This window comes from Micromonospora sp. SL4-19 (assembly GCF_047921475.1).
Taxonomy (GTDB): Bacteria; Actinomycetota; Actinomycetes; order Mycobacteriales; family Micromonosporaceae; genus Micromonospora.
Map to the genome: position 1 here is coordinate 1 of NZ_JBLROB010000025.1, position 21,283 is coordinate 21,283.

At 69.0% G+C, this 21,283-nt stretch carries 18 protein-coding genes and 2 pseudogenes; 9 read left to right on the top strand and 11 right to left on the bottom strand.

Going from position 1 to position 21,283, the window contains the following annotated elements; genetic code table 11:
- Nucleotides 1–194: 194 nt before the first annotated feature.
- From ACNAVT_RS23950 to ACNAVT_RS23960, 3 genes are read right to left on the bottom strand one after another with little or no spacing between them, the layout of a single operon-like run.
- Nucleotides 195–1,784: an ABC transporter permease gene (locus tag ACNAVT_RS23950; RefSeq protein WP_416299404.1), complete on the bottom strand. Its 1,590-nt coding sequence runs from the start codon at nt 1,782–1,784 to the stop codon at nt 195–197.
- Nucleotides 1,781–2,704 (bottom strand): ATP-binding cassette domain-containing protein, encoded by a 924-nt coding sequence (locus ACNAVT_RS23955; RefSeq protein ID WP_416299405.1) that lies wholly within the window; start codon nt 2,702–2,704, stop codon nt 1,781–1,783. The genes ACNAVT_RS23950 and ACNAVT_RS23955 overlap by 4 nt, the downstream gene beginning before the upstream one ends.
- A gap of 5 nt (nt 2,705–2,709) precedes the next feature.
- Nucleotides 2,710–3,393: a TetR/AcrR family transcriptional regulator gene (locus ACNAVT_RS23960; RefSeq protein WP_416299406.1), complete on the bottom strand. Its 684-nt coding sequence runs from the start codon at nt 3,391–3,393 to the stop codon at nt 2,710–2,712.
- Nucleotides 3,394–3,772: 379 nt separating this feature from the next.
- Here ACNAVT_RS23960 and ACNAVT_RS23965 point away from each other — a divergent pair, with 379 nt between their 5' ends.
- Together ACNAVT_RS23965 and ACNAVT_RS23970 are read left to right on the top strand one after the other, a co-directional pair.
- Nucleotides 3,773–4,789, top strand: coding sequence for a 3-keto-disaccharide hydrolase (locus ACNAVT_RS23965; protein ID WP_416299407.1), 1,017 nt, complete (start codon nt 3,773–3,775; stop codon nt 4,787–4,789).
- A 586-nt stretch (nt 4,790–5,375) separates the two neighbouring features.
- Entirely contained in the window at nt 5,376–5,843 is a 468-nt protein-coding gene (locus ACNAVT_RS23970; protein WP_416299408.1) for a hypothetical protein, read from the top strand.
- Between the two features lie 860 nt (nt 5,844–6,703).
- On the opposite strand, the gene ACNAVT_RS23975 is transcribed toward ACNAVT_RS23970, so the two are convergent.
- Together ACNAVT_RS23975 and ACNAVT_RS23980 are read right to left on the bottom strand one after the other, a co-directional pair.
- Entirely contained in the window at nt 6,704–7,351 is a 648-nt protein-coding gene (locus ACNAVT_RS23975) for a CatB-related O-acetyltransferase (protein WP_416299409.1), read from the bottom strand.
- Between the two features lie 70 nt (nt 7,352–7,421).
- A pseudogene (locus ACNAVT_RS23980) lies at nt 7,422–7,912 on the bottom strand (permease); the annotation flags it as partial.
- A 137-nt stretch (nt 7,913–8,049) separates the two neighbouring features.
- Here ACNAVT_RS23980 and ACNAVT_RS23985 point away from each other — a divergent pair.
- Nucleotides 8,050–8,508 carry a Fur family transcriptional regulator gene (locus tag ACNAVT_RS23985; RefSeq protein WP_416299410.1) on the top strand — a complete coding sequence of 153 codons (459 nt, stop codon included), beginning with the start codon at nt 8,050–8,052 and terminating at the stop codon, nt 8,506–8,508.
- Between the two features lie 243 nt (nt 8,509–8,751).
- Here the strand turns inward: ACNAVT_RS23985 and ACNAVT_RS23990 are convergent, their stop codons facing one another.
- Nucleotides 8,752–9,603: an ABC transporter permease subunit gene (locus ACNAVT_RS23990; RefSeq protein ID WP_416299411.1), complete on the bottom strand. Its 852-nt coding sequence runs from the start codon at nt 9,601–9,603 to the stop codon at nt 8,752–8,754.
- Nucleotides 9,600–10,511: an ABC transporter ATP-binding protein gene (locus tag ACNAVT_RS23995; protein WP_416299412.1), complete on the bottom strand. Its 912-nt coding sequence runs from the start codon at nt 10,509–10,511 to the stop codon at nt 9,600–9,602. Before ACNAVT_RS23995 ends, ACNAVT_RS23990 begins: the two co-directional genes overlap by 4 nt.
- Nucleotides 10,512–10,645: 134 nt before the next feature.
- Here ACNAVT_RS23995 and ACNAVT_RS24000 point away from each other — a divergent pair, with 134 nt between their 5' ends.
- On the top strand, nt 10,646–11,851 hold the full coding sequence (locus tag ACNAVT_RS24000) for a sensor histidine kinase (RefSeq protein WP_416299413.1): 1,206 nt from the start codon (nt 10,646–10,648) through the stop codon (nt 11,849–11,851).
- Complete coding sequence (locus ACNAVT_RS24005) at nt 11,848–12,507, top strand: response regulator (RefSeq protein WP_416299414.1); 660 nt, start codon at nt 11,848–11,850, stop codon at nt 12,505–12,507. The genes ACNAVT_RS24000 and ACNAVT_RS24005 overlap by 4 nt, the downstream gene beginning before the upstream one ends.
- 529 nt (nt 12,508–13,036) lie before the next feature.
- Here ACNAVT_RS24005 and ACNAVT_RS24010 read toward each other — a convergent pair.
- A complete protein-coding gene (locus tag ACNAVT_RS24010) occupies nt 13,037–14,464 on the bottom strand; it encodes an aspartate aminotransferase family protein (protein ID WP_416299415.1) in 1,428 nt (475 codons plus the stop codon).
- Between ACNAVT_RS24010 and ACNAVT_RS24015 the strand changes: the two genes are divergently transcribed.
- From ACNAVT_RS24015 to ACNAVT_RS24025, 3 genes and pseudogenes are all read left to right on the top strand, one after another.
- Nucleotides 14,446–15,417, top strand: a complete 972-nt coding sequence (locus ACNAVT_RS24015; protein ID WP_416299416.1) for a LysR family transcriptional regulator — start codon at nt 14,446–14,448, stop codon at nt 15,415–15,417. The genes ACNAVT_RS24010 and ACNAVT_RS24015 overlap by 19 nt on opposite strands.
- Nucleotides 15,418–15,462: 45 nt before the next feature.
- Nucleotides 15,463–15,741 carry a DUF2277 domain-containing protein gene (locus ACNAVT_RS24020; RefSeq protein ID WP_416299417.1) on the top strand — a complete coding sequence of 93 codons (279 nt, stop codon included), beginning with the start codon at nt 15,463–15,465 and terminating at the stop codon, nt 15,739–15,741.
- 165 nt (nt 15,742–15,906) lie between these two features.
- A pseudogene (locus ACNAVT_RS24025) lies at nt 15,907–16,041 on the top strand (phospho-N-acetylmuramoyl-pentapeptide-transferase); the annotation flags it as partial.
- A gap of 142 nt (nt 16,042–16,183) precedes the next feature.
- Here ACNAVT_RS24025 and ACNAVT_RS24030 read toward each other — a convergent pair.
- From ACNAVT_RS24030 to sigJ, 3 genes are all read right to left on the bottom strand, one after another.
- Nucleotides 16,184–16,843 (bottom strand): DNA alkylation repair protein, encoded by a 660-nt coding sequence (locus ACNAVT_RS24030; protein ID WP_416299483.1) that lies wholly within the window; start codon nt 16,841–16,843, stop codon nt 16,184–16,186.
- 227 nt (nt 16,844–17,070) lie between these two features.
- Entirely contained in the window at nt 17,071–18,411 is a 1,341-nt protein-coding gene (locus ACNAVT_RS24035) for a phytase (protein WP_416299418.1), read from the bottom strand.
- An 80-nt stretch (nt 18,412–18,491) separates the two neighbouring features.
- Nucleotides 18,492–19,436 (bottom strand): RNA polymerase sigma factor SigJ, encoded by a 945-nt coding sequence (gene sigJ, locus ACNAVT_RS24040; protein WP_416299419.1) that lies wholly within the window; start codon nt 19,434–19,436, stop codon nt 18,492–18,494.
- A gap of 221 nt (nt 19,437–19,657) precedes the next feature.
- Between sigJ and ACNAVT_RS24045 the strand changes: the two genes are divergently transcribed.
- The gene (locus ACNAVT_RS24045; protein ID WP_416299420.1) at nt 19,658–21,190 is read left to right on the top strand and encodes an MFS transporter; all 1,533 of its coding nucleotides are present in this window, start codon (nt 19,658–19,660) and stop codon (nt 21,188–21,190) included.
- The last annotated feature ends 93 nt before the right edge of the window (nt 21,191–21,283 follow it).

Consider the following 21,283-nt stretch of genomic DNA (forward strand, 5'->3'; position numbering starts at 1 on the left):
GGACAGCCCGTCGATGAAGATCAACTAGTGCAGCGCCGGTACAGATGAGCGCCGCAGGATGCTGTGAAACGTCATCGCCACCCTGCTGCGCTGGTAGCCGGCACCTGTGCCTTGAGCCACCGGGAAGCGGCGATGATCCGCAACCGATCGTTGGCCGCGCGGGTGCGCCGCGCGGCCAACGATCCGACCGGTGGTCACACCACCGGCATGTCTCTGCGCCGCAGCCCCGCGAGCCCAGCCGCGCCCAGGGCGACCGCGGTGGCGGTGAGCCACAGCATCGGCGCCACGGTGAACGCGGAGCCGGGCAGCTTCGGCACGTGCGCGAACGGGGTGAGGTCGACGATCCACTGGCTCAGCCCGAACAGCGCGCCGAGTTCAACGAGCAGGACGGACAGAATCAGCGCGGCCCAGGTGAGCGCGCTGAGCCTCGGTGCCAGGCCGATCAGCGCGGTTCCGAACCCGGCCAGCACCCAGGCGGCCGGCAGCTGCACCAGCGCGGCGGCGAGCAGCTGCCCGACCTGCCCGCCGATGTCATGGACCTGCGCGCCGTACACGAGACCGCCGGCGACACCCGCCACGGCCAGCAGCAGCGCCGTGCCCAGCAGCGCGAACGCCAGGTGGCTCGCCGCCCAGCGCAGACGGCCGACCCGCGTGGCCAGCAGCGCCTCGACCTGCCCACTGCTCTCCTCCTGGCGCAGCCGCAGTGTCGCCTGCACGGTGTAGGCGGCGGCGACCATGCCGGTGATGCCGAAGATCGCGGCGAGGAACGCGTCGGTGAGGCCGCTACGCCCGCCCATTCGGGCCAGGATGTCGGTCAGCTGCTGGTTCGGCGACTTGAGGTCCCCGATGCCGGCGGCGGCGCCACCCATGACGGCCCCGGTCAGTGCCAGCCCGATGGCCCAGCCGAGGAGCAGGCCGCGGTGCAGCCGCCAGGCCAGCGCAAGCGGGCTGCGCAGGGCAGGGGAGGCCTGGGCGGGCCCGGGCCGCTCCGGTAGCAGGCCGGCGCCCACGTCCCGGCGATTTGCGAGCGCGTACCCGGCCGTGGCGAAGACCGCCGCGAACCCGACGAACAGTGCGGCCACCCACCACCGCTCACCGGCGTACGGGCGCAGGTGCAGCGCCCAGCCGGTCGGGGACGCCCAGCTCAGCCAGGTCGGCCCGGTGTCGCCGACGGCCCGCAGCAGATAGGTGCCGCCCAGGACGGCGCCGGCGATGCCGCTGGCCGCCCGGGCGCTCTCGGTCAGCTGCGCGGCCGCCGCCGCGATCGCGGCGAACAGCATCCCGACAAGGCCGGTCGCGAGGCCGAACGCCACCGAGCCGGCGACCGGTAGCCCGGTCGCCATCAGCCCGAGCGCGCTCAGCACCGCGATGGCCAGGTTCGCCAGCGCGGCGACAAGCAGGGCGGCGGTGAGCGGCGCATACCTCCCGATCACCGTGGCGCGGATGAGCTCCAGCCGGCCGGTCTCCTCCTCGGTGCGGGTGTGCCGCACGACCGTCAGCAGGCTCATCAGCCCGACCAGGATGAACTCGGTTACGCCGATCTTCCACGCGGTGAGCCCACCGATCGACACGCCGAACAACGGGCCACTCAGCGCGACGAGCGACGGGTTGGCCAGTACGGCGCTCACGGCGTGCAGATCCTGCTCGGTGGGGTAGAGCTTGAAGTAGTTGGCCGCGGTGCCCATCGGCATCACCGCGAGCCCGAGCACCCACACGGTCAGCCGGACGCGGTCGAGCCGCAGCGCGAGCTGCACGAGGGCGCGTGTGCCGGTCAGCGATTTCACCAGGCCACCCCCGTCGGCTGCTTTCCGCCGGCCCGCGTCCGGTCGTAGTGGCGCAGGAAGAGCTCTTCGAGGGTCGGCGGTTGGCTGGTCAGGTTCCGGATGCCGACCGTGGTGAGCTGGCGCAGCACCGCGTCGAGCGCGGCTGGGTCCACGGTGAAGCGCACGGTGCCGTTGTGGGTCTGCAGGTCGTGCACGCCGGGCAGCGCCTCCAGGTCGGTCGCCGGCCCGGCGAGGTCGACCTGGATCGAGGTGCGGGTCAGGTGCCGCATGTCGGCGAGCGTGCCGGTCTCGACCGCCCGGCCCTCGCGGATGATCGTGACCCGGTCGCAGAGCGCCTCGACTTCGGCGAGGATGTGGCTGGACAGCAGGACGGTGCGGCCCGCGCGCTGCTGCTCTTCGCGGATCACCTGGCGGAAGACCTCCTCCATGAGCGGATCGAGGCCGGAGGTGGGCTCGTCGAGCATGAGCAGGTCGACATCGGAGGCGAGGGCGGCGATGAGGGCGACCTTCTGCCGGTTGCCCTTCGAGTAGGTCCGACCCTTCTTGCTCGGGTCGAGGTCGAAGCGCTCCAGCAGTTCGACGCGGCGCCTGGTGTCGAGGCCGCCGCGGAGCCGGCCGAGCAGATCGATGACCTCGCCACCGGTCAGGTTGGGCCACAGTGTGACGTCGCCGGGCACGCAGGCGAGGCGGCGGTGCAGTTCCGTGGCGTCGCGCCACGGGTCGCCGCCGAGCAGCCGGGCAGCGCCGGCGTCGGCGCGTAGCAGCCCGAGCAGGATCCGGACGGTGGTGGACTTCCCCGCACCGTTGGGGCCCAGGAAGCCGTGCACCTCCCCGGTCTGCACGGCGAGATCGAGCCCGTCGAGCGCGCGGGTGCGCCCGAACGTCTTGACCAGTGCGTCTGTGCGGATCGCCTCGGTCATGATGCTCATGCTCCTTCGGCCCCGGGGTCGGCCCCCGTGGCGGTAGGCGGATTGGGTGCCCGCAGCGGCTCCATCGCCCGGCGGGCCTTGGCGACGAACTCGGCATCGAGTAGCGGCTGGGAGTAGAAGTCGGCCAGCGCGGTGGCCATGCGCAGGTGCCCGTCGGTGGTGAAGATGTCGACGCCCAGCGCGCGGGACACGTGGTCGTGCATCGCGAGGATCCCGGACTGCATGCCGACGAGCACCGCGGCGTATGCCCGGTGGTCCTCGGTGACGTCCGGCGCGTACTTGCTGATCCACTGCTCGGTCAGGACCACCATGTCGTCGAACATCGCCGCGGCGCTCGGCGAGCCGTCGAGCAAGGCCCGGGTGACGTACTTGTACAGCTGCACGATCGCCGGATGGACCGATGGAAGGAAGGCCGGGTCGCCCACCTTGCCGTCGAGGACGAGTTCCTCCTTGATCTTCACGAGTCGGTCCAGCACGTAGACGTCGCACGCCTCGCGCAGTGCCTCCTTGGACCCGAAATGGTGCCGAAGCAGGCCCGGTGACACGCCGGCCTGCGCAGCGATGTCGCGGACCGTCGTGCCGGCGATGCCACGCTCGGTGAACAGGCGGATCGAGGCCTCTCTGATCCGTGCCCGAGCGGTCAAGTCCTCGAACGCCGGATCGCCAACCTGCCGCCCCATCACCTGCAGCCCCTATACAGACGTATGGCCATTTGCCTATCCCGACAGCTGACTATACACGCGTATAGCGCTGTGGCAAGACAGCCGAGAGGCACGGATCGATGCGATCGGCAGGGCCACCCTGCGGGTCCGAAAAAAGCGGTCAAGCTGGGCTTTTGGGGCCTCGGCTTTCCGTCGCCTCAAGCAAAAGATGCCCGTCAAGCGGCGAAACTTCTTGATATCTCGATGGAAAGATTCTAGGTTCGGGCGAGCACTTGTCAGGTAACGCCCCCGGGAGGCGCCGAGGGACTTCGCGGGGAACGGCAGTCCGATGCAGGCGGAGAGCTGACGAGCGAGAACCGGCAGCGCTGCCTCCATCGGTGAGACAAGGAGGTTCAGCGTGGGTAGCAGGAATCGTTTCCTCGCGGGTACGGCGGTCCTCGCCGCCGCGGTCCTGACCGGGGGTTTCGCGGCGGCGCCGGCCACCGCATCACCATCGTCGTGCGTCGCGCCGGACAGCCGGCCGACCGTCCGCTTCCTCGACTACGACAGCGGCGTGGCGAACCGGACCGTCGACGGTGGCTGTTCGATCAACGACCTGATCAACGACGAGAGTGCCTGGGCCAACCACGGCGGGTTCGTGGCGCACGTGGCGCACGTCGCCCGGGATCTGGTCCGCGTCGACGTGATCACCGCCAAGGAGGCCGCCGCGCTGACCGAAACCGCAGCGCAGTCCGACGTGGGGAAGACGACCAGCTATGCCAGCCTGTTCGACGGGACGGCCGAGTCGTACGCGAACTGGGGCTACGTCGGCGGCCGCGGGTTCGCCCTGCGCGACGACGGGTCGATGGTCACGGCCAACTCGCCCACCGGCGGTGGGCTCGGCATGCTCTGGTACCGGGCCGCCCAGTTCGGCGACTTCTCACTGCGCCTGCAGTTCCGCGATGAGCGGGGTGGGGACGCGAACGCGCGGTCGAACAGCGGGGTCTTCGTGCGGTTCCCCGGCGTCGACCCGGCCGCCAACCCCCAGTGCAACACGACCGATCCGGCATGGGTTGCCGTGAACTGCGGCCATGAGATCCAGATCAACGACTCGCCGGAGATCGGCAGCAACGACCCGCGGAAGACCGGATCCGTGTACGGGTTCGCCGACCTGAACCTCGCCCAGGCCCACCCGGCAGACAAGGGGGTCTGGAACGACTTCGAGATCCGGCTCGTCGGCCAGCACTACACCGTGATCCGCAACGGCGTGGTGATCAACGAGTTCGACAACGTGCCCGGCCTGCCGTTCCCGGGCCGTCCGACCGACCCGGGCACCAGCGGGCGGCAGTACGCGCAGGGCTACATCGGCCTGCAGAACCACGACGCCGGCTCGGTCATCTCCTTCCGCAACGTACGGGTGCGGGACCTCGGCTGATCCTGGCCGGGTGACGGCCATGATCCGCCGGGCCATCCCGCCCGGCGGATCATCGCGCCGCGCGCCCCCGCCGGCTGCCGGCGTGATCCGGCAACTGATGTGCGACGTAACTCGGCCAGGTGATGTGCGATGAGTGGTCCAGGAAACTGAGGTGCGATCCGCGGTCGGCACCCACGGGACCGCCGGCCGGTCAGGGGCCGGTACTCGCGGGGATCGGCAGCCCGGTGGCGGCCGGGCAGACCGACAGCGCCTCGGCCTTCCGGAAGTGCCGCAATCATTTCTCGGCCGGCGACCGCCCCAGCACCACAGACCACCAGCACCGCCGGCCAAGCAGACACCCGCTCGACGTGTCGTCCCACCGCCACCGCGCGGCGAGCTGGCGGTGGTTGCGGCGGTTGCGGTTGGTGCGCCTCCGGCGGGGCGCTCCGACTCCAGGATGGCCGGGGCTCCCGGCATGCGGGATGGCACGGTGGCGTGGCTCGGCTGGTGGCGCTGAAGTCTGGAAACTGGCTGAAAGGATGAAGAACCACGTTCGGCATGATCGTTATGGTGTCGCCTGCTGAATCACCCCCTGGAAGGAACACCAGTGTCAGAGCAGGTCGCACCGCCTTTCCCCCAGCAGCCCGGCCAGCCCGAGCCGGCTTACCCGGCGCAGCCCCCGGCGGAGGCCAAGAAGTCCCGGGGTCGCAAGATCCTCAGCATCATCGGCCTCCTCCTCGCAGTCGTGGCGGTTGGTCTCGCCAAGGGCGGCCTCCGCCTGTGGGAGCAGCGCAATGACACCGTGCAGGCGAAGGCGGGCGACTGCATCGGGAAGCTGCCCGAGGTGGTCGAAGGCAAGGACACGAAGGCCAACGGCGCCAAGGTGGTGGAGTGCACCTCCACGGAGGCGGCGTACACCGTCGTGGGTCGGGTGGACGGCCTGACCGAGGCCCAGGCGCAGGCCGGCGAGGCCTGCGACGAATACATCAAGGAGGGCGAGGACGGCTACGTCTTCTGGGGCAACGAGCGCAGCGGGAACAAGTACTACCTGCTCTGCCTGACCAAGAAGGCCTGACCTTCGCGACGGGCGACGGCGGCGCGGATGGTTCCACGCCGCCGTCGGCGTGTCCGAGTCGGTTGAAGGCCCGGCCCGGTCGCCCATGCGCGACCGGAACGAAACAGCGCCGAATTGGAGTTTCCCGGCCCGGGGCTCGGCGAAAGAACCGACCAGCCAGGCCCGACTCGCTCGACCACAACGCCCCTCTCGCTGCGGTTAGGTCAAGCTCCTGAATCGACCTGGGCCACCTACCAGCAGGGGTCGGGCGGGCCGCAGCCGCCAGACGACCAGCCCCCCACGGTCAGAGCCACGAGGAGAAAAGTCAGGACCGCAAATACGGCTGCGCCAGCCACGCACCCGGCAATCGCCAGACCGCGACCACGCTGCCCAGTCGCCTTGATCTCCTTCAGCCCCAAGACGCCTACGACAACCGCCAAGCCGCCGAGCACCAGCACATAGACTGAAACGTCGATTAGCAGGGGTGTCAGCCCAGCCAGGCCGGCGCTGACGTACAGCAGTAGAACCAGGCCCATGCAGCAGGCTGTAATCGCCAGAGGGTTGTACCTTCGCTGATTCTCAGAGAGTTGACCGGTCATGGCGCGCCCCTACCCTTCTCCTTGCTGCTCGGACGCTCCGGCTACGACGCCACGAGGCCCGTCCGTCCGAGGATCATGGGCGAAGACACCAGGATGGACCAGCCTGTCAAGGGAAGGCGGCCGAGAATACCGCCGGAGCTACGGACCAGATGCTCAGCGGCCGGCCAGGCCGAGATCAGCGTTCCCGCCATTTTCCCCTGGAACGCGGTGGCCGTCCTCATGCCCACACCATGCTCAGCACCCGAGGCGGTGTGGATCAGCCCGCCCAGGCCCGACCCGGCGCTACCGATGCTTGGGTGCCGCAGCCTCGAGGTCGTCGATGCTGCCGGACATGATCGTGCGGAGGTGCTCGGTGATGTGCTGAGCCGGCCAGTCCCACCAGGCAAGTGCCAGAAGGCGGGCGACGTCTTCCTCGCTGTAGCGGCGGCGGATGAGCCTGGCTGGGTTGCCGCCGACGATGCCGTAGTCGGGGACGTCGTCGACGACGACGGACCCGGAGGCGATGATCGCTCCGCTGCCGATATGGACGCCGGGCATCACCATGGCTCGGTATCCGAACCAGACGTCGTTGCCAACCACGGTGTCACCCCGTCCGGGCAGGTTGGTGATGAGATCGAAGTGTTCGACCCAGGAACCACCCATGATCGGGAACGGGAAAGTCGACGGGCCGTCCATGCGGTGGTTGGCGCCGTTCATGATGAACCGCACGCCCTCGCCCAGCGCGCAGAACTTACCGATGATCAGCCTTTCTGGGCCGTAGTGATACAGCACGTTGCGGGTCTCGAAGGCGGTCGGATCATCCGGGTCGTCGTAGTAGGTGAACTCCCCGACCTCGATCAGCGACGAGGTGACCAGCGGCTTCAGCAGCACCACGCGCGGCTGTTCGGGAATCGGATGCAGCACGCCAGGATCGGCGGGAACACCTGCCATCGTGAATCTCCTCATCGGGCCGCTGAATGACGTAGCCAAGATCGCAAAGCCCCGCCGCAGGCTATCACCGCACTGAGCTGAAGCGGGCCGCCGTCCACCCGGACACTGACCCGGCGGCCGCGGCACGGGGCAGCCCGTCGCGGTGGGCGCGGTGCGGCAGGCGGATCCACTCCGTACGGCCCAGCCGCAGCCACCCATCAACAGCGCGACCATCAGACTGGCGCCGCCCCGGGCCGCGACCGTCTCCGGATTGCGGGGAAACGCGACCGCGGTGGCGGTGAGCACGATCGGGTTGATCGCCGGCGCGGCGAGCAGGAACGCCAGGGCGGCGGCAGGGGTGACGCCGCGCCGGATCAGCGATCCCGCGATGGGCACCGAGCCACACTCGCAACCGGGCAGCACCACTCCGGCGACGCCGGCGACCGGAACCGCGAGCGCCGGGTGGCGGGGGAGGGCCCGGGCCCAGAACGAACGGGGTACGAACACCGCGATGACGGCCGACAACACGACCCCGAAGACGAGGAACGGCACCGCCTGCACCATCACCGACACGAACACGGTCAGCTACGTCTGCCGCGGCCCATCCCTGCGCCTTCGTCGGTGATCAGGTTCAGCTCCCGGCGGTGACGGCACGAGGTGTGAACATATGCGCAATGCATAATGGGTCCGGCTATCGTGTGACCAACGGCGGTCACACGATGACAGGGGGCCTGCGTCGAGGCAGGCTCCATGGCGAGCGGAGACGGCGGACAGTGACCCAGGCGACGCCCGGTGCGACCCGCAACACCCGGCAGCGTGCCGAGGTGCTGGCGCTGCTGCGGGAGGTGGAGGGCTTCCACAGTGCGCAGCAGCTGCACCAGATGCTCGTCGACCGCAAGGCTCGGGTTGGCCTGACCACCGTCTACCGGACGCTGCAGTTGCTGGTGGACAGCGGCGAGATCGACTCCACCAGGCTGCCGGGCGGGGAGTATCTGTACCGGCGGTGCAGCCAGAGCCGCCACCATCACCACCTCGTGTGCCGCGAGTGCGGCCGGGCAATCGAGGTGGCCGGACCTGCGGTGGAGCGTTGGGCGGACCAGGTTGCCAGCCAGCACGGCTTCACCGACGTCGGTCACACCCTGGAGATCTTCGGCATCTGCGGTAAGTGCGCCGCCTGACCGGCGACTTTCCTGATCAGCGACCCACCCCCGCGCTGACCGCCTGCGATCCCGTCTGGAACTCCGGATCGATCTTGCCGGTGAGATCTGCAAAACGGCGGGCTCGTTTGCCCACGCTGTGATGCCGATCTTGCGGATATCTCCGTAGACCGCAATCGCCGCCGTGCCGAAGGCGCCGCCCTGGGCTGCGCCGGGAGCGGCAGCCGAGGGCGGCGCTTGCGCCATCATGGTGGTGGCGCGGCCTCACGGGTCGCGGCGGTTCACGGTTACCACGGCAGTGACGACGGCGGCGACCGTCCAGGCCGTGAACACGATCCATGCCTCGGTGATCGTCACCGGGTACTTCTCCGTGGGGCCGCCGGGGCTCGGGCGCCCTGGGACGGTCAGGATCTGATGCGCCGGGTTCTCGACCAACGCCCGCCAGGCGCTGTACACCATGGCGTTTCCGATCTCCTTGACCCAGCGGTACGTCTCGCCCTGAAACAGCGCCGGTGCCAGCACCAGCACGCCGATCGCGGCGACGATGGTGCCGGCGGCGTGCCGGATCAACGCGCCGAGCGCCATGCCGACCAGGGCGCACACCGGGGCGAGCAGCGCGGACGCAGCGACCGCGCGGAGCGCGCCGGGTGCGGTGATCGACAGACCGATGTGTTCTTGGTGGTAGATCGCCTGGGTGACACCGAACGACGTCGCCGAGACGAGCCCTCCGAAGGCCGTCATGACCGCGGTCATGACGACCACCTTGGCCAGCACCACCGACCGGCGGGCCGGTACGGCGGTGAACGTCGTCCGGATCAGCCCGCTCGTGTACTCGCCGAAGATCATGATGGCGCCCACGCTGCCCGCGACGATCCCGAGGATCTGAAACGCCTCCTGCGCAAAGGCGGCGATCATCGGGTCGATGCCGATGCGCTGCAACGGTGAAGCGCTTCTGGCGATGAGGGCGACGTTGGATCGGGCGGAGTTCGTGGTGATCCCGACGCAGATCAGCGCGCCGGCCGCGAGTACACCGTAGGTGGAGCGCAGCGACCACAGCTTGATCCACTCGGCGGCGACCAGGTCGCGGAACCGGGCGCGGGTCCGGGTGGCGGTCATCGCTGGTCTCCGGCGAGGTACTCGACGCTGTCGGCGGTCAGTTCCATGAACGCTTCTTCCAGGGAGGCGGTTCGGGTGGTGACTTCGTGTAGCAGGATCCGGTGGTCGAAGGCGAGTTGGCCGATACGGGCTGCGCTCAGCCCGGTCACGGCGCAACCACCGTCGCCGTTTGCGGTAACCGTGGCGCCCTCGGCAGTCAGCAGAGCCGCCAGCGCCGTGGCGTCCGGGGTACGCACGGTGACCTGCTGCTTGGTGCTGCGGGCAGCGAACTCGGCCAGGGGCTCGGCGGCGATCAGCCTGCCCCGGCCGATGACGATGAGCTCATCAGCGGTGTTCTGCATCTCGGTCATCAGATGGCTGGAGACGAACACGGTGCGCCCCTCGGCGGCCAGCCGACGGAACAGACCACGTGCCCACAGCACGCCTTCGGGGTCCAGGCCGTTGATCGGTTCGTCGAACAGCAGCACCGGCGGGTCGCCCAGCAGGGCGCTGGCGATGCCGAGCCGCTGTTTCATGCCGAGGGAGAACCCGCCGATGCGCCGGCCGGCCGCGCTGGCCAGCCCCACCTGCTCCAAGACCTCGTCGACCCGCCGGCGCGGCAGGCCGTTGCTGAGGGCCAGGGCCCACAGGTGGGCGCTGGCGCTGCGGCCGTTGTGGACGTCGCCGGCGTCGAGCAATGCGCCGACGTGCCGCAGTCCCCGGGGCAGGTCGCGGAACCGGGACCCGTCGATCGTGGCGGTGCCGCTGGTGGGCTCGGTCAGGCCGAGGATCATGCGTAGCGTGGTGGACTTGCCGGCCCCGTTCGGGCCGAGGAACCCGGTCACCAGCCCTGGGCGGACCGTGAACGACAGGCCGTCGACGGCCGTGACCTTTCGGTAACGCTTGGTCAGTTGGTTGACTTCGATCACGCCGCCAACGCTCCCGCAGGGTGGGCACGGGCCGCATCGCACCGCCGGTGACAATCGCACCGGTTGGCTGTCGACCGTGGTTGTACAACCGACGGCCGACGCTCTGCGCAGACACGCGAGATTACGATCGGCGCATGTCGACCGCCACGAGGCTGCCGCTGCTCAAGGCCGTGCCGCCGGGAGTCTGGACGGCCCTGACCTGGTGTGTCGCCACGGCGTACTCGCTGGTCATGTTCGTCCGGTTGCCGGGCGAGGTAGAGGTCCCGTTCATCCCGTTCCGGGATCCGTTGGACCGTACGGCTGAATCCTGGTCCTATCTGGTGGTGGCCACCGCCCTGGCGCTGACGGGCAGCGCCCTGCTGCGCCGGCGACCGCTGCCGGCCGTCGTACTGCTGCTGGCCGGGTCAGTCGCCGCGGCGATGGCGCTCAACTCGACCGAGATCGCGTTCCTGCAGTTCCTGGCCGTCGACGTGGCCTTGTGTTTCATCGCCGCGACCCAGGCCCGGCGGACATCGATCGCGGCTATCACCATGGGAGTCGGGGTGCTGGCCGGTTACGCGGTCGCGCGGGTGCTGCTTGGTTACCCGATCGGCACCTCGACCCAGTTGGCCGTCGCGCTCAGCGCGATTGTCGCCTGGCTGGCCGGCAACTCGATCCGGCAAGCCCGCGAACACGCCGAGGCAATGATCGCCCAGGCGACCACTCACGCGGTCACCGGCGAACGTCTGCGGATCTCCCGCGAGCTGCACGACAGCGTCGCGCACAGCATCGGCATCATCGCCCTGCAAGCCGGCGCGGCCAGCCGGGTCATCGACACCCAGCCGTCCGCTGCACGGTCCGCGATGACGGCCGTGGAAACCGCCAGCCGGCAGACCCTTACTGAACTGCGGCGCATGCTCGGTCTCCTCCGTGACACCGACGCGGCTCAACACCGGGCGTCGTTCGGCCCGGCGCCTGGCCTGGCCGACGTCGAGCGACTGGCCGAAGCGACCAGCGCCGCCGGCCTTCAGGTCCAGCTGCGGTGGCTCGGCGACCACCGGCCCCTGCCCACCGACCTCGACATCTCCGCGTACCGCATCATTCAGGAGTCCATCACCAACGTGATCCGCCATGCCGCCACCACCACCTGTCGTGTCACCATCGACCAGCAGGACAACGAGCTCGCCATCACGATCGACAACGACGGACGCTGCCGCGCCCAGCGCACGGGCACCGGACACGGCATCCCCGGCATGCGGGAACGCGTTCACCTGCTACACGGTCATTTTCACGCCGGCCCCCGCCCCGAAGGCGGCTTCCACGTCATCGCCCGCCTACCCGTACCGGCAGCGCCGCGATGACCGTCCGCGTCGTCCTCGCCGACGACCAACCCCTCGTCCGCAGCGCGCTCAGGATGGTCATCAACGACGCCGCCGACCTCGACGTCGCCGGCGAAGCCAGCACCGGGGTAGAAGCCATCCAGCTCGCCACCGACTTGCAACCCGACGTGGTCGTCATGGACATCCGCATGCCCGGCACCGACGGCATCGACGCCACCCGCGCGATCACCGGCCAACCGGACGCCCCGCGGATCGTCGTCCTGACCACCTTCGATCACGACGAGTACATCTACGCCGCGCTGCGCGCCGGCGCATCCGGATTCCTCGTAAAAGACATGGCCCTCGACGACATCCTCACCGCGATCCGCGTCGTCGCCGCAGGCGACGCCCTCATCGCCCCCAGCGTCACTCGCCGCCTGATTCAGGAATTCGCCAGCCGACCCGAACCAGCGCCGCAACCACGGCCGGTAGTCAACGGCATCACCGAACGGGAACGCGAGCTGCTGACCCTCGTCGGACGTGGCCTGTCGAACACCGAAATCGCCGCCGAGATGTTCATCAGCGTCACCACCGTCAAGACCTACGTGACCCGCCTACTCGCCAAGCTCGGCGCCCGCGACCGGGTCCATCTGGTCATCATCGCGTACGAAACCGGTCTGGTCGCACCGCGTACCTGACGGTCATCGACCCCACGCGGCGCCACTCACCATCCACGATAGGCGGCGCCGCACAAGCTCCTCAACGGGCAACGAACCGACAACCTCGGACGTCGGGGCATTGTGTAGGTGGGCCTGTCGTAACCACGTGAGCCACGTACAGGTGGTTAGCAACCCCGACGCCGGTGAGAGCGTTGAAGGTTCGCCTGTCGACGTCTTCGGCCTCAAGTCGGGCTATACCGACTTCCAGAGAGCCCGCTCTTCACCGACAGCATCAGGTCGAAGATGGAGCTTCCGGCCCAGCGTGCTTGGCGGTACAGCCATTCGTACAGCCAAGCCAGTCGGCGAGGGTTGACGACCAGCGGCAGCGGCAAACAAGTGGGTCTGCTGCACCGGTGGGTGACACCTGAGATGGCTTGCCCTGTGCGGCGGGCTGGGATGGCAGCCAGCAGGTTGGCTGCTCGCACGAGGCTCGCTTACATGCTGGGGTTGTTGGGCATGTGATGGGTTGCTCCCTGGCCCTGCACGCCATGCCCTCTCACGCGGTCGGTCACGCTGGCGCCGCTTCGCCGATGGCCTGGTCGAGGATTTCCAGACCGAGGGCCAGTTCCTCTCGCGTCGTGGTGAGGGGTGGTGCGATCCGGAAGGTGCTTCCCATGCCGGCCAGTTGCACGACGTTCATATGGAGACCGAGTTCGAGGCAGCGGCGGGTTACGTGGGCGCCGAGGACGTCCGAACCTTCTCGCGACTCCCGGTCGAGGACGAGTTCGATCCCCTGCATCAGGCCGCGCCCCCGTACGTCTCCCACCACGTCGTGCCGGTCTCTGATGTCAAGCAGGCCGGCGCGCAGGAACTCACCGAGCTCCCGTGCCCGTACGTCCATCTGCTCCTGCTGAAGGACGTCGAGCACGGTGTTGCCGACGGCGGCGACGAGGGGGTCGGACACGTGTGTGGTGTAGAAGAGGTAACCCCGCTCGTGTGCCCGTTGTTCGATTTCTTCGGTCGTGATCACCGCGGCGAGCGGTAGGCCGGCGCCCAGCGTCTTGGACAGCGTGAGGATGTCGGGCACGATGCCGTCACGCTCGAAGGCGTACCACGTGCCGGTGCGGCACAGACCGGTCTGCGCCTCGTCGACGATCAGCAGCATGCCGCGCTCGCGGCACTTGCCGGCCAGGGCGGCGAAGTAGCCCGGCGGTGGCTCGATGATGCCGCCAGAGCTGAGGATCGGCTCGACGATGCACGCCGCGAGACTCCCCGACGACTGGGCATCGACGAGGGCGAAGCTGTAGTCGAGCTGCCGCTGCCAGTCCAACTCACCGTCGGCGGTGGTGAAGTCGGGGCGGTACGGGTTGGGCGTGGGGATCGCGAAGTTGCCCGGCGGCGTGGGCCCGTAGCCCCGGTGCCCGGCGCTGTACGTTGCGGCGGCCGCGGCGTGCGTCATGCCGTGCCACGACTTGGCGAAAGCGACGATCTCGTGTTTGCCCGTTACGAGCTTGGCCATCCGGATGGCCGCCTCGTTCGACTCGGCTCCGGTCGTCAGCAGCAGCGCCTTCTCCAGCGGCGGGGGGAGGGACTCGGCGAGCCGGCGCGCGAGGTCGACGACCGAGCGCGACAGCATGCCGCTGAACAGGTGGTCGAGGCTCGCGATCTCCCGCTGCACCGTTTCGACGATCGCGGGATGACAGTGCCCGAGAATGGCGCTCATCTGACCTGACGTGAAGTCCAGGATCTGCCGGCCGTCGGCGGTGTAGACGAAGCTACCGGCCGCGCGCTCGATGATCTCGGGCGTGAACGAAGCGCCGTAGCGCACCAGGTGGCGGTCGGCGTCAGACCAGAACTGTTCGGCGGCACTCTGCTCGGTAGTCAGCGTCATGCGCCTCACGGTAGGACGATTCGTTATACACGAAAAGCTGAGATTTCTGGCTACGCTGTGCGGAATTCGCGCACAAGGAGTTTCCGATGCGGCTAAACACGGCACGCCTGGAGATGCTCAGCCTGCTGGACGGCCTCGGCACCATGCGGGCCGTCGCCGCAGCCCTGCACATGAGTCCGTCAGCAGTGTCGGCGCAGCTGGCGGTCCTGGAGGCGGAGGCCCACACCGAACTTTTGCGGCGCACCGGCCGCCGCGTACAGCTCACTCCTGCTGGGCGCATGCTCGCCCGGCACGCCCGCATCATCCTCGACCAGATCAAGGCCGCGGAGGTGGACTTACAGGGCCTCTCCGGACAACCAACGGGACCGGTACGCCTCGCGGCCTTCTCCAGCGTCATACGGGCCGTCGTCATCCCGCTCGCCGCGCGGCTCCGGAAGGCGCATCCAAGCATCGAGCTTGAGGTCGCCGAACTCGACCCGCAGGCCAGCCATCCGGCCCTGCGCCGCGGCGACTACGACATCATCGTGGCCGCGGACTTTATCGACGGGTCCATGCCGCTGCACCCTGACGTGCACACCATTCCCCTGCTGACCGATGCCATCGTGCTCGTTCTGCCGCAGTCGCAGGTTGCCTCGGGCGCACCGGCGGACCTGGCCGATTTCGCCGAGGCGGCATGGTCCATCGACATGCCCGGCACGTACCTGTCCAACCTGGTGACGAGCACCTGCCGGCAGGCCGGTTTCGAGCCGGTCGTGGCTGGCCGCTTCGCCAGCTACGAGCTACTGCTGGCGCATGTCGAGGCCGGCCTGTCCGTGTCACTTTTGCCCGAACTTGCCGTGGATCGTCACTACCACGTCGCCACCCGGCCGCTGCGTCGCCCGTTGACCCGCCACGTCTATGCGGCTGTTCGCAGCCGATCAACTCTCACCGCAGCGAGCCAGATCGTCCTGGACGAACTATGCGACCTCTCAACGGCGTCCGTTCACGGCTGGCGAGACGGGTCCGACGGCCCGCCGCCGGCGGCCAGTTGGTCGGTCGCGACGGAGGGGCGGCAATGAGAAGCATGTGAGGCATCTGTCGGCTCGGCCTGGCATCGTAGAGGCATGTGCAGGAACATTCGGGTGCTTCACAACTTCGAGCCGCCGGCGACCGAGGATGAGATCGAGGCGGCCGCGATCCAATACGTGCGCAAGATCAGCGGCGCGACGCGGCCGTCCACGGCCAACGAGGAGGCGTTCGGCGAGGCGGTCCGCGCTGTCACGGCGGCCACCCGGGCCCTCCTGGACAGCCTCGTGACCAAGGCGCCTCCTCGTGACCGGGAGGTGGAGGCCGCGAAGGCCAAGGCGCGCGCGGCCGAACGGTACGGGAGAGCCGCCGTCTGACGGCCGCTCCTCGTCAGCGCCCGCGGCGGCTCGACGCGCGGCCGCAGGTGGATCTGTGCGCTCGGCCGATACGGCAGATGACCAGGTGGGCGAGGTCGAGACGCCAGCGGCCATTCGGGCTATGCCGCCGGCGACGACTGGGGCAGCAACGCCTTGAGTGGTCGGCCGTTGCACCACCACTTCGAGCTGGCCGGATGGAGCGAGGTCAATATTGTGGTCCGGTTTTGGATCGTGGCCGGCGTCTGCGTGGCGGTCGGCCTGGGCCTGTTCTACTCGGATTACTTGGCGGTCGTTGGATAAACGCCACGCGACAAGCCGGTGTCGTGCCACCGACGGTGATCCGCCGGGCAGCCTGGTTCCCCACCAGGGTGCCAGCATCGCCGTCAGCGCATCTTCTCTCTGCCCGCTATGCGCCCACCTGATGCAATTCCCGAGCTTCTTCCTACCTATCGTGCTGTCGGCGCACCATTTCGTTGATCCAGATGGGCGCGAACGGAGACGTGCAGCCCGGGGGAGTCGGGTAGTCCTTGAGCACCTCCAAGCGCTCACCGATGCCGATTGCACGGTCGCGGTGCTCGGCGTGCTCGATCCCGATCTGAGCCAGGCAGTGGTTCATCGCCCACTGCAGGCGATCCGGGGCGTCTTTCATCTCCGCCTCGATGACGTCGAGCAGACCTGCGAGGTCGAGGCCTTCGGGCTTCTTCGCCACGCGTTCGGTGGTCAGCGCCCAGCCGGCGCTTGCGACCGCTGGGCCCGGATCGGCGGACCAGGCCAGGCGCAGCTCTTCGGAGTGCGGGTTCTTCTTCACCACGTAGTTCACGAGCCAGTCGTGCACCTTGGGCGTGCGCGCCTCGCGCAACATGACGTCCAACTCGTCACGGCCGAACGCCTTCGGGCGGCAGATCAGGATCGCCAGCAGTCTCGCCGCGGTGTCACCCGTCTCCCAGAGCTGGCACGCGAGTTCCTGCTGCGTCTTCAGCCGCTTCGCGAGCGCGCGGAGCTTGCCGAGGTTCACACCGTGATCGTCACCGTGCTTCTCGTTCACCTCGCGTGCCTTCGGGTCCTCGAGTTCGGCCAGCTCGGCCATCACCTCGGCCACCATCGTCTCGGTCAGCGTCGTCTCGGCCACCTCAGCCTCCTGTCCATCGCGTGCGAGATGCAGCCTACGACCGAAGTCGGCCTCCTGTCGTACACGCCGGGTCGGCGGCAGCCACCGAAACCACATCCCTCGTCTTCACCGCCCAAGCAGCAGCGATCACCGGACCGGCAGCACGCACGTGAACGGCCTGCTCCAGATGTCTGGAGCAGGCCGTTCACGGTTGCGGCGAGTCAGCGGAAGCGTGGGTCGTTGCCGGCCCGGGTGTCCACTTTCAGGGACATCGCGTGGGCGATATCGCCCCAGGAGACGTAGGAGAAGTTCGTGGCGTCGCGGTCGTCGTCCACGTCGGGCCCGGTTTCGGGCTCGTCGTGCGTGACGAACAGGCCCTGCCGGTAGTTGCCGACGGGGCGATTCGTCACGGCGAGCCCGTCGGAACCGTTGATGTCGTCGGCACCGCCGACGCCCTTGACCCGGAAGCTCCCCAACCCGCGGTTCACGCCCTGGCGCTCGTAGACCGCGAACGTGTCGTCGCCCTGGCTCGACACGAGCACGTACCCGGTCGAGCCGCGCCCGTAGTAGATGTCGACGCCCTCGGCGTCGGCCGTGAGCAGGTTGCCGCCGTAGCCCTTGGCGGTCGGGTCGATCGGCCGGCACTCCTCGGCCTCACTGTCGTAGACGTCGTGGATCCCGAAGTCTTTGACCCGGTCAACGAGCCTCGGCTGGCCGCCCGAGCCGAGCGGCAGCTGCAGCCGCCACAGGCCGACATCCTCCTGCGCGGCGTAGAGCACGTCCGACGCCTGGTCCACCGCGACGCCCTCGAACTGCGGTGGCACGCCCGGCTCCTCGCAGGGAACCCAGGTCGTCCCGTCCGGCAGCGGAAAAGTGCTCGGCATGGTGAGCCGCTGAATGCCCGAATAGCCGAGCTCGCCGCCGATCTCGACGATGCGCACGGTCGCGATGGTGGTCGCCCCCTCCTGGGTGACGACGGCGTACGTTTCGCCGGGTCGCGGCTGCCAGATGGCGAGGCCGTACGCGGTGTGCTCCTCGTCGACGGCCTGACGGTCGGGGTTGAAGAGGAAGCTCTGGTCGGCGGCGGTGACCTCGGTCAGCGGGGTACGCGCTGCCGGGCCGGCCGGGTCGATGACGAAGAACCGGAGCTGGTCGTTGTAGCGGTCCGAGACGACGGCGACGTCGACCGGGTGACCCGCCAGGCGGACGCCGTACGCGATGTCGACGTTGTTGTAGCGGCCCACGGCGGTGTCGACGCGTGGTGCCTCGGTGGCGGGCAGCGACTGGAGCTCGCGCGAGCCCATGTCGTAGACGCGCAGGCCGCCCTCCTTGGCCGTCACGATCACCAGCGACTTCCGGGAGTCGGTGGGGTGGACCCAGATGGCCGGGTCGTCACCGGAGGCATTCCCGCCGGCTTCGTCGTCGTACAGGATCGGGGTTTCGTTGTCCGTGGTCACGACTGCGGGCTGCACGGTGGTGGCGCGGACGCCCGCGTGGGGAGGAGCGAGCAGCGCGGCAACGACCGCCCCCAGCGTCAATGCGGCGTTCAATGTGTACGTCACGGCAGCAACCCTGTGGGACGGAGATTGACGCCGGTCTGACCGGCGGTTGCCGCAGCTGAAATTCGGTTTGCAGACGCTCGTTAGCCCGTGATCCAGGGCCGAAGTTTTTCGGGGTTGAGGACCGCCCAGATGCGCTTGATCCGGTCGCCGGCGATGCCGAACGCGTACACCGCGACGGTGCGGCCGTCTTGCTGGGCGACCAGCCCGGGCTGCCCGTTGACCGTACGCTCCAGGATCGCCACGTTGAGTTCCGCGCTGGCGCGGCTGACGAGGCCGACGAAGAAGCGCGCGATCTGCTCGGCGCCTTCGATCGGGCGGGGGTTGGCGCGTACCAGGCCACCGCCGTCGCCGATCGCTGTGGCGCTGGGGTCGAGGAGGCCGATGAGGGCGTCGATGTCCTTGGCTTCCCACGCCTGTTTGAAGTCTCTGACCAGGCCGGCCTGGCGCGCTGTCGGGGTCGCGGGCGGCCGGGAGGCGCGGATGCGGCGGCGGGCCGAGGAGGCCAGCTGGCGGCATGCCGCCGACGTGCGGCCGACGATCTCGGCGATTTCGGCGAAGGAGTAGCGGAAGACGTCGTGCAGGATGAGCGCGACGCGCTCGGCCGGTGTCATCGATTCGAGCACCACGAGGAAGGCCATGCTGACCGACTCATCCAGGGTGATCCGGTCGGCCGGGTCGGTCGCGGCGCCGCCCGACCGACCGTTGATCCACTGCGTAGGTTCGGGCAGCGGCTCGGGGATCCATTCGCCCACGTAGCGCTCTCGCCGAGCCCGCGCTGAGCCGAGCAGGTCCAGGCAGATGCGGCTGGCGACCCTCGTCAGCCAGGCACCAGGCGACTCGATGGCGTCCTGCTGCTGCCGGGACATGGCATACCAGCGGGCGTAGGTCTCCTGGACGGCATCCTCGGCATCGGCCAGGGAGCCGAGGAGTCGGTAGGCGAGATTGATCAGTTGGCGTCGCTCGCTGATGATCGCGCTCAGGCCTGCGTCGGACCGGTCGAGTCCTGGCCCCGAGTGGTTGGTCATGGTTCCGGAGGCTCCCTGGTTCTCGGATCTGCCCTCACCAGTCCGACGAGATACCGCATCGAATTGTGAGGCTGCCGCGCCCCCTGACGTTCCGGCGGGTCGTGTCGTCGGACAGCTGAGACGAACCCGCCATCCCGTGAGCAGGACCGCCCAGCGAGGTCATTACCGGCGTGGTGACCCCCTGGGCACCTCGTTGCGTTCGATGTGACAAGGAGACAATCGTGGCAACACGCAGTGCAGTTCCCGTGGTCGGGCCGGTTCCAGCGGAGGACCGGACGACGGCCGGGGATCCGAGACGGTGGCTGATCCTCGCGGTCATTGCCGCCGCCCAGCTCATGATCGTCCTCGACCTGACCGTGATGAACCTCGCGCTGCCGTCGGCACAGCGCGCGCTGGAGTTCACGGCCGCCGACAGGCAGTGGGTCGTGACCGCGTACGCGCTGCCGTTCGGAAGCCTGCTGCTGTTCTGCGGGCGGCTGGCCGACCTGATCGGCCGCAAGGTGACCTTCCTCGCCGGGCTCGCCGGCTTTGCGGCCGCGTCCGCCGTCGGTGGTGCCGCAGCCAACTTCTCGATGCTGGTGACGGCGCGCGCCTGTCAGGGGGTCTTCGGTGCCCTGCTGGCGCCGGCCGCCCTGTCGCTGCTGGCCACGACCTTCAAAGACCCGAAGGAGCGGGCCAAGGCGTTCGGCGTCTATGGCGCGGTCGCGGCCGCGGGCGGGGGCCTGGGGCTGCTGCTCGGCGGCGCGCTGACCTCCTACCTGTCCTGGCGGTGGTGCATGTACATCAACCTGATCTTCGCCGCAATCGCGATCATCGGAGGCGTGCTGCTGGTGGGCAGTCAGCAGAGGACGCCGGGCGGCCGGCTGGACGTCCCGGGCGTGGTGGCGGTGTCCGGCGGGATGTTCTGCCTGGTCTACGGCTTCTCCAACGCCGCGTCGCACACCTGGCGCACGCCCTCGACGTGGGGCTTTCTTGTGGTCGGCGTCGCGCTGTTGATCGTTTTCGCTGCCTGGCAGTCGCGCACCGCGCAGCCGCTGCTGCCACCCCGCATCGTGCTCGACCGCAACCGCGCCGGCGCCTACCTCACCGTCTTGATCAGCGGAGCCGCCACGTTCGGCGTCTTCCTGTTCGTGGTCTATTACATGCAGGTGACCCTGGGGTACTCGGCGGTCACCTCGGGCCTCGCCATGCTGCCGATGGTGGCGTTGAGCGGCACCATGGCCAACATCGGCAACACCAAGCTGATGCCGCGGCTCGGCCCCAAGCCGATGGTCATCGCCGGCATGCTGCTCAACGCGGCCGGCATGCTCTGGCTGACGAGGATCGACGCGCATTCGGGTTACGCGTCGGCGCTGCTCGGACCGCTCATGGTGACCGGTGCCGGCATGGGCCTCATCTTCGGCATGGTGGCTGCCACCGGTACCTTCGGCGTGGCACCGCAGGACGCGGGGGTGGCCTCGGCGAGCATCAACACGGGGCAGCAGCTTGGCGGCTCGATCGGCACCGCGCTGCTCAACACCATCGCGGCCAGCGCCAGCACCAGCTACCTGGCCGACCACCTGCACGGAAGCCCGACACCGCAGCTGGCCCAGCTCGCGGCGATCCACAGCTACACCACGGTGTTCTGGTGGTGCGCCGGCATCTTCACAGCCGGCGCCGTCATCTGCGGCGCGCTGCTGCGCCGCGGCCCGCTGACCCGGCACGGCGGCACCCCTGCCCGGGAGCCGTCCCAGCAGGTCATGGCGGCACGATAGCGGCACACGTCGCTAACCCCCGGAAGTCCCGGCGCCGCAGCGGCGCCGGGCGCCGGGGGCCCGGATTCTGCCACCCAGTGCTCTCAAACTCAC